The sequence below is a fragment of the Paracraurococcus ruber genome (assembly GCF_004353985.1).
GTDB lineage: Bacteria > Pseudomonadota > Alphaproteobacteria > Acetobacterales > Acetobacteraceae > Paracraurococcus > Paracraurococcus ruber.
In genome coordinates this window covers 1-633 of record NZ_SMOA01000657.1, presented here as the reverse complement: position 1 = coordinate 633, position 633 = coordinate 1, and the positions used below count along the sequence as shown (strand labels likewise).

At 78.2% G+C, this 633-nt stretch carries 1 protein-coding gene; it reads left to right on the top strand.

What is annotated here, in order from left to right:
- The first annotated feature begins 254 nt into the window (after positions 1–254).
- On the top strand, positions 255–524 hold the full coding sequence (locus E2C05_RS32330; protein WP_133223666.1) for a DUF6489 family protein: 270 nt from the start codon (positions 255–257) through the stop codon (positions 522–524).
- Positions 525–633: the final 109 nt, after the last annotated feature.

Sequence of the window (633 nt, the reverse complement as noted above, 5' to 3'; positions counted from 1 at the left end):
GCCACGCCGACCCGGGCGGCCGGCGCGCCGTCGTCGCTGCCGCGTCCCGCCGGTGCGGCGGCCGCGGACCCGGGACGTCCGGGCCAGGCCCATGGTGCGAGCCCGCTGGGCCTGTCACGCGGCCGTGCCGGCCGCCCGCTGGCCAGGGGCACCCACCCACGCCATATGGGGCGCGGGGCCGGGACGGGCCGGCAGCGGGCTCGCCGCGGCCTCCGGCCGGGATGCCCCGCAGCCGGCCGGCGGGAGCGCGCGGGATGAAGGTGAATGTGACGGTGGACTGCACGCCTGAGGAAGCGCGCCGCTTCCTCGGCTTGCCCGACCTTCGGCCGATGCAGGATGCGGTCATGGCCAAGCTGCAGCAGCAGATGCTGGATGCGGCGACCATGGTCTCGCCCGAGACGCTGCTGAAGACCTGGATGCCGCTGGCGCCTCAGACGCCGGAGCAGATGCGCGAGGCGATGACCGCGATGTTCCGGCTGTTCACGCCCGGCGGCGGCGGCCCCGGCAAGCCGGGCCAGGGCTGAGCGGCGGCACGGGGCGGTCCGCCTTGCCCGAGGGCTTGCGACCCGGATTGCGGGCCGGGCCGCGGCCCGACCTGCCGCGCCGCCGGCCAGCGGCACGCGCCGCCGCCGT